Here is a 6,420-nt window from a genome sequence, read left to right as displayed (position 1 = left end):
CACAGCAGCCTTAACTGGCAGATACCACATGAAGTTCACCAGCAGCAAGGACCGCAAATAAGAAGATGGAAAAATTATTATCAAAACAACACCAAAATAATAGCCAGTATGCAACCAACCTAAGCGGTCAGCGCACAAAAAAAGATTTTCTTTAGCTATGGTGGCTACGAAAATATTTTTCTGCCCACGCCTAGCGAAAAACTTTTTTAATCAACCTTATTAAGGATGTTTTATCTTAGTCAACTAATAGCAGGATTTATTAACTTAACCAGTCAACTTTTTTCAGGACGGGTCAGTGCATATCCCAGCATTGGTTTCGGCGGACGGAATTCTGCCAGGCTTTTGTTGGTTAACTTCGGCTTTTAGTTATAAATTTAGCCCTGCCGGCAGGCAGGTTCAGTTCCGGGCGCACAGTTGGTCAATTCCCCAACTGCACAAAGTCTGGAACGTTGTGTGTAATTCTCAGAGTAAACCAACTTTAAGATTCTAAACATGAAAAAAGTAACTCTATCCATTTTAATATGCTTGCTTATAAAAGCATCAACTGCTCAAATCAGCATTCCTGCTGATAGTATTAAAAATGTGCTTTTTCATAAGTGGGGATTCAAAGCAATACTAATGGGCGGACAACGTCTGACAAACATGAATGAGTCTGTTACTTATGAGTTCTTGCCTGACGGCACTTTTAAAAGAGTTTCCTCAAACGGGAAATCCGAAAACGGGAAATGGGAATATAAGCCAGAGCCAAAAATTGTTCTATTAAAAATCAAAAAAACATCATTACATATTTCTGCATTATCGAAGGACGAATTGATTGTTTCAATTGGAGATGGGGCAGACGAAGCTAATAACATGGGTATGGGTACAATTTTAAAGCCCATCGATGAAAATTAGACGTACTGCACACAACATGAACTGTGTAAAAAACCAAACAAAAACCCAGTTTTCTTAAGGTTTAGCCGAACAATAACCAGGTTGATACAAAGTATTTTTTTAATAGTTTATTACATATAGCTATTTCTTCCGCTTCAGTTAGAGGCTTAACTGCCATTTATCAGCTTCAATATTTGCGTTAGGTTTTCTTCACTTTACACCCAGGCCCTAACGTTGCTATACATTTTTTTGTGCACCATTACCAGCAGGTAAAAAATACCTGCTACACCAATACCATTATTATCACAACCAAAGCATAAAGAACGGATAAAGTTTTACTATATAAAACATTGAACAACTAATGTTTTTAAGTAATTGTTTACATTCGCAGTTCAACTATTTGTACACCGGGTATTAAAAAACTGCTGCTGTTGCAATTATCTGTAATTATAGTAAACTACAACGTTAAGTACTTTTTAGAGCAATGCCTTTGCTCGGTACTAAAAGCGTGTAAAAATATTGATGCAGAGGTGCTGGTGGTAGATAATAATTCTACCGACGGCAGTAAGGAGTTTTTGTTACCCCGCTTTTCATCGGTACATTTTAGCTGGAACAGTGTAAACGTAGGTTTTGCAAAAGCCAATAACCAGGCGCTGGCACAGGCAAAGGGTGCTTATGTGCTTTTTTTAAACCCCGATACCATTGTGCCCGAAGATTGCTTTGAAAACTGCCTTCGCTTTTTTCAATCACACCCCAATGCCGGGGCTTTGGGCATACGCATGATCGACGGTACCGGAAGATTTTTAAAAGAAAGTAAAAGAGCATTTCCATCCCCGCTAACCTCGTTGTTTAAATTATCGGGCTTTGCCAGGCTATTCCCGCATTCTGCAGTTTTTGCCCGCTACCATTTAGGGCATTTAGCAGAAGATAAAAACCACGAGGTAGATGTATTGGCCGGTGCCTTTATGATGATACCCCAAAAGGTATTGGCTATTACCGGCGGCTTTGACGAAACCTTTTTTATGTATGGCGAAGATGTGGATCTCAGTTACCGCATACAAAAAACACCTGCCGCCGGCACAGGAGGTAATTATAAAAATTATTATTTTGCCGGTAGCACCATTATTCATTTTAAAGGAGAAAGTACCAAAAAAGGCAGCCTGAATTACGTGAAGCTTTTTTACAGCGCCATGAGCTTGTTTGTAAAAAAACATTACAGCGGCAGCCGAGCCGGGGTATTTAATTTTTTAATACAAACCGGTATTTTTTTAAGGGCCATTTTGGCGCTTGCTGGAAAATTTATACAAAAGGTTGGCCTGCCGGTATTGGATGCCGCCATTATTTTTACCAGCTTTTGGTGCATTAAGTATTTGTGGAGCACTTTTATACGTAAGGAAGTGAATTACTCTCCCAATATGTTAATCATTGCCTTCCCGGTTTTTACGTTTATTTTTTTAATAGCCTCTTATTATTCGGGGCTGTATGATAAGGGATTTAAGCAATCGCAACTTAGCCGGTCAACAGGTATGGCGGCCCTGGTATTGCTTAGCGGGTATGCCTTACTGCCAGAAAGTATCCGTTTTTCCAGGGGTATACTGGTGTTTGGTATTGCCATGGCATTTGTTATTATGAGCTTATTGCGCTGGCTATTGCTGCAATGGGGTATCTTAAGCAGCACAGAAGATACCTACCGGCAAACGATAGTGGTGGCCGGCGAAAAAGATTTTACCACCGTAACCGAATTGATGCATAAGGCCGGTATGCCGGAGAAGGTACTGGGCAGGGTAAACGATAGTTTAACCAGCAGCAGCAAAGCATTAGGCAGTATTCATCAACTGAACCACCTTATTACAAGATACCCTGTAAAAGAAATAGTTTTTTGCGAAGACCTGCTGAGTTTTAAAGAAATAATTGCCGCTATACAGCATCTGCCTGCAGGTGTACGCAACAAGTTTCATGCATCGGGCAGCAGCAGCATTATAGGCAGCGATAATAAAGATATAAGCGGCGAGTACCTTAGTGTAAATGATAAGTACACTATTACCAACCCTGTAAACAGGAGAAATAAAAATTTGCTGGATGCGGCTGTGGCAATATTTTTTTTACTGAGCTTTCCGGTACACCTGGTATTGCAAAAAAAACCATTGCGTTTTTTTAAAAATGTTTTTACTGTTTTGCTGATGCAAAAAACATGGATAGGCTATGCTGCAGCTACCGATAAATTACCGCCCATAAAAAAAGGTATTCTTACTTCAACCACTTTGCCTGCACAGTTAAATGATTTACCTGCAGAAAGTTTAGTATTATCTGATGAATGGTATGCCACGTATTATTCTGCCGCTACCGATGTTAAAAAAATAATGAGGGGTTATAAATACCTAAGCTTTTAAATTTACTGCCAGGTTTTCAATTATTTTTTTATAATTTTCCTGGTAGGGCAATGCATTGACAAATGTAAATTGCTGTGCCTTTTGCAATGCCTCCATTAATACAAGATCTTTTTGCAAAACACTGAAGCATATTTTTTTGTGCATTAAATATGCAGCCAGGTATTGCTGCTCGGTTTGCCCCGGTGTAGGAATAAGAATTGCTTTTTTACCCAGCTTAACCAAATCCATTATAGTAGTGTAGCCGCTTCGGCAAATGACCCAATCGGCCTGCATTACCGCTATGTTTAAAGCTGTTGCTGTAAGGTGGTTAACTATTGTTAGTGTATCCGTATTGTTTATAACGGGTTTTTCTATTGCCGGTAGGCCTCTTACCACTAAAACCCTGCCCGAAAAAGTTTTTAACTGATTTAATAGCATTGTTTCTAAAATGGTTCTTTGTGGCTCGGGGCCCGAGAGTAGTACCAGCAGCTGGTATTTTTTTTCGGCAGTAGTTTTTTCAAATCTTGAAAGCGGGCCAAGGTATTGAACAGGTATTGCAGGAAGTTTTTCGGGATGCGATAATGTGCCTGCAAGATTATTATCGGCAGCTGCATTGTCGGGCACCCAGCAGGTTTTGTATTTATTGATAAAAAAGTAATGTATTTTTTGCGCCAGCCAGGTGGTAAAACGATTACCTGTTTTTATTTGCAACTGGTGGGTAATATAAATGCAGGGAATGGTTTTATGATATAGTGCCAGACGATTATCGGAAATAACCACATCAACCTGGTATTCTTTAACAATAGCTTTTAACCATTGCTGCTCGTAAACAATGCTTTTTAATAAACCCGGAAATTGCAGTAAAAGCCTTGCCGGCAGCCACCTGCCCGAGCTGCTGTAGCGGATTTTATAGCCTTTTAAATGCGTAAAAACCACATCGGGAAATTCCTTTTTTAATAAATTTTTTATGGGGCCTTCGGCAGCAATTATTACCTCAAAATCCAGGGCCAGCAGGCTGTAAATTATTGGAATACAACGTGTGGCATGCCCCAGGCCCCAGTCGAGCGGGGCTACCAGTATGCGCCTCCTATAACCCTTTATGTTAATTTTTTCAAATTTCATTTTAAGAAAACAATAAATAATTGTGAAAATAGTTTAACTTTAGTAATCTAAGCTGATGAAAAAACTATTTAAAATCACAATACTATTGACATTGATCGTTAGCCTGGTAATTACAAGCTGCACTTCTTCCAAGAAAGGCCAGTGTGGTTGCCCGAGCAAAACAGGGATGGTTGGTTATTGAGGCGTTGATGAAGGTAGTATGCAGAACCCCAATTTCACTTATGAACAACACAAACCGGGATTTACTGGTATTGTTCAACCAGGAGTTAATGACTCCGCAAGCGATTGAGCATGAAGTGGAACTTCTTCATGGCATATTGTATTCGGTTGAATGCCTCGACAACATTGTTACTGCACATGAAGTAATTGATGTGAACAAGTACAAAATTTTTAATACCCCCAAACAACTCCAGGCAATTATACGGCAGAGAGATTTAAAGCCTTTCGTATTTTTGAATTGTAAGAATTAAACCCAACAGTTTTATTCTATTACCTGTTTGTAAATCATGTATGGTTTACAACGATGTTTTTTTGCGTTTATGCAACCTCTCTACAGCTTAGTCCTTATTTCATTTTCATCAACTTTCGTTGTTATAACAAGTCTCCTCCATTTTATTTTCGCAAAAACTATTAGGCAAGCCGGCTTAAGGCAGTTCTTAATTTTTCCAGCATTTCATCAATCTCTTCCGTTTTACAGGTACCTACACTTAAACGGTACCAGCTGCTGTTTTTACCTGCACCAAATGCATAAAAAGGTACAATAGCAATTTTGGCTTCATCTAAAATGTATTGGGTAACGTCGGTTTGTGCAGCTAAGGTTTTTCCTGCTGCAGTTGTTTTACCCACCAGGTTTATTTGTATGGTAAGATAGATAGCTGCCTGTGGCGCTACTGCATCCACAGCAAAGCCTTCTTTTTTTAATTGTATAAAACCGTTGTAGATACTGCGTAAACGTTGTTCAATAGCCGCTTTAAAACTACTGAAGTAAGTATTGATATTTTCTGTTTGCAATAAATAATTTGCCACCGCTTTTTGCTCGGCCATAGGTGCCCATGCACCTACATGGCTGTTAATGGCCTTCATTTTATCAATCAATTTTTTTGGCCCCATGCTCCATCCCACCCTTACGCCGGTAGCAGCAAAGGCTTTACTGATGCCATCAATAAAAATAGTGTACGCTTTCATTTTAGGATTGATAGAAACAGGGTTGTAATGTTGGGTATCGCCAAAGGTTAAGGTCCAGTATATCTGATCGTATAGTAAGTACAATTGTTTTTCATCTTCTCCACGTTGTTCATTTTCTGCAATTACCAGGTCGCAAATGGCCGTGAGTTCTTTTTTTGTAAAAGTGGTACCGGTAGGATTTAAAGGCGAACATAAAGCCAGCAAAGTGGCACCTTTTAAATGAGGTTTGATCTGTTCTGCAGTAGGCATAAAATTATTTTCCAGCCTGCTTTCAATCAATACATGTTGGCCTTCGGTAAAGTGTACATAGTGATTATTATTCCAGCTGGGTACGGGGTAAATTACTTTATCGCCCTTATCAACAATGGCCCTGAATGCGGCATAGATAAGCGGTCTGCCGCCTGCGGCAATCATAATTTCGTCGGTAGCATAATCAAGCCCTTCCCTTACGGCAACAAAACCGGCCACCGCTTCCCTTAACTCTGCAATACCTTCTGCCGGGGGGTAAGTAGTATAATGATTTTTATACGCATCAATAATTTCATTTTCCAATGCCGGTGGTATAGGAAAAACGGCTGCATCAAAATCGCCTACGGTATAATTATAAATTTTATCGCCTTGTTTTATTTTTTCTTTAATGGCTGCGCCCAGGCTTACAATTTCTGATCCTATTAAAGTTTCTGCCAGCTGGCTTAGTTTGGTTGAACTCATATCCTTTCAATTAAGCCACAAAAGTAAATTTTAAAGGCGGGTAAAACAAAACGTAGTAAGTGTTAAAAATTAAAACTGTGTATACCGGTTGGTTTGAGGGCTGTCATTGTTTTCAATGACACCAGTCATAGTAGCCCCATTTACTGCCAGATACCTTTGT

The 6,420-nt window shown here is 39.4% G+C and carries 5 protein-coding genes; 3 read left to right on the top strand and 2 right to left on the bottom strand.

What is annotated here, in order from left to right; genetic code table 11:
• The first annotated feature begins 492 nt into the window (after nucleotides 1-492).
• Both ACYVM0_RS26240 and ACYVM0_RS26235 read left to right on the top strand, forming a co-directional pair.
• The gene (locus tag ACYVM0_RS26240) at nucleotides 493-894 is read left to right on the top strand and encodes a hypothetical protein (RefSeq protein WP_460562310.1); all 402 of its coding nucleotides are present in this window, start codon (nucleotides 493-495) and stop codon (nucleotides 892-894) included.
• Nucleotides 895-1,304: 410 nt separating this feature from the next.
• Nucleotides 1,305-3,263, top strand: a complete 1,959-nt coding sequence (locus ACYVM0_RS26235; RefSeq protein WP_460562308.1) for a glycosyltransferase family 2 protein — start codon at nucleotides 1,305-1,307, stop codon at nucleotides 3,261-3,263.
• On the opposite strand, the gene ACYVM0_RS26230 is transcribed toward ACYVM0_RS26235, so the two are convergent.
• The gene (locus ACYVM0_RS26230; RefSeq protein ID WP_460562306.1) at nucleotides 3,252-4,364 is read right to left on the bottom strand and encodes a glycosyltransferase; all 1,113 of its coding nucleotides are present in this window, start codon (nucleotides 4,362-4,364) and stop codon (nucleotides 3,252-3,254) included. The genes ACYVM0_RS26235 and ACYVM0_RS26230 overlap by 12 nt on opposite strands.
• 221 nt (nucleotides 4,365-4,585) lie before the next feature.
• On the opposite strand from ACYVM0_RS26230, the gene ACYVM0_RS26225 reads away from it, so the two are divergent.
• Nucleotides 4,586-4,834, top strand: coding sequence for a hypothetical protein (locus ACYVM0_RS26225; protein ID WP_460562304.1), 249 nt, complete (start codon nucleotides 4,586-4,588; stop codon nucleotides 4,832-4,834).
• A 160-nt stretch (nucleotides 4,835-4,994) separates the two neighbouring features.
• Here ACYVM0_RS26225 and ACYVM0_RS26220 read toward each other — a convergent pair whose 3' ends face one another.
• Entirely contained in the window at nucleotides 4,995-6,260 is a 1,266-nt protein-coding gene (locus ACYVM0_RS26220; protein ID WP_460562302.1) for a pyridoxal phosphate-dependent aminotransferase, read from the bottom strand.
• Nucleotides 6,261-6,420: the final 160 nt, after the last annotated feature.

The organism is Ferruginibacter profundus (genome assembly GCF_054783275.1).
Note: the sequence above shows the minus strand (reverse complement) of the source record. Positions and strands in the feature narration are given on the sequence as shown.

What these genes read in the sequence shown, in the direction of transcription:
- ACYVM0_RS26220 (WP_460562302.1), bottom strand. Translation starts at nt 6,260, where the DNA reads ATGAGTTCAACCAAACTAAGCCAGCTGGCAGAAACTTTAATAGGATCA.
- ACYVM0_RS26240 (WP_460562310.1), top strand. Translation starts at nt 493, where the DNA reads ATGAAAAAAGTAACTCTATCCATTTTAATATGCTTGCTTATAAAAGCA.
- ACYVM0_RS26230 (WP_460562306.1), bottom strand. Translation starts at nt 4,364, where the DNA reads ATGAAATTTGAAAAAATTAACATAAAGGGTTATAGGAGGCGCATACTG.
- ACYVM0_RS26225 (WP_460562304.1), top strand. Translation starts at nt 4,586, where the DNA reads ATGAACAACACAAACCGGGATTTACTGGTATTGTTCAACCAGGAGTTA.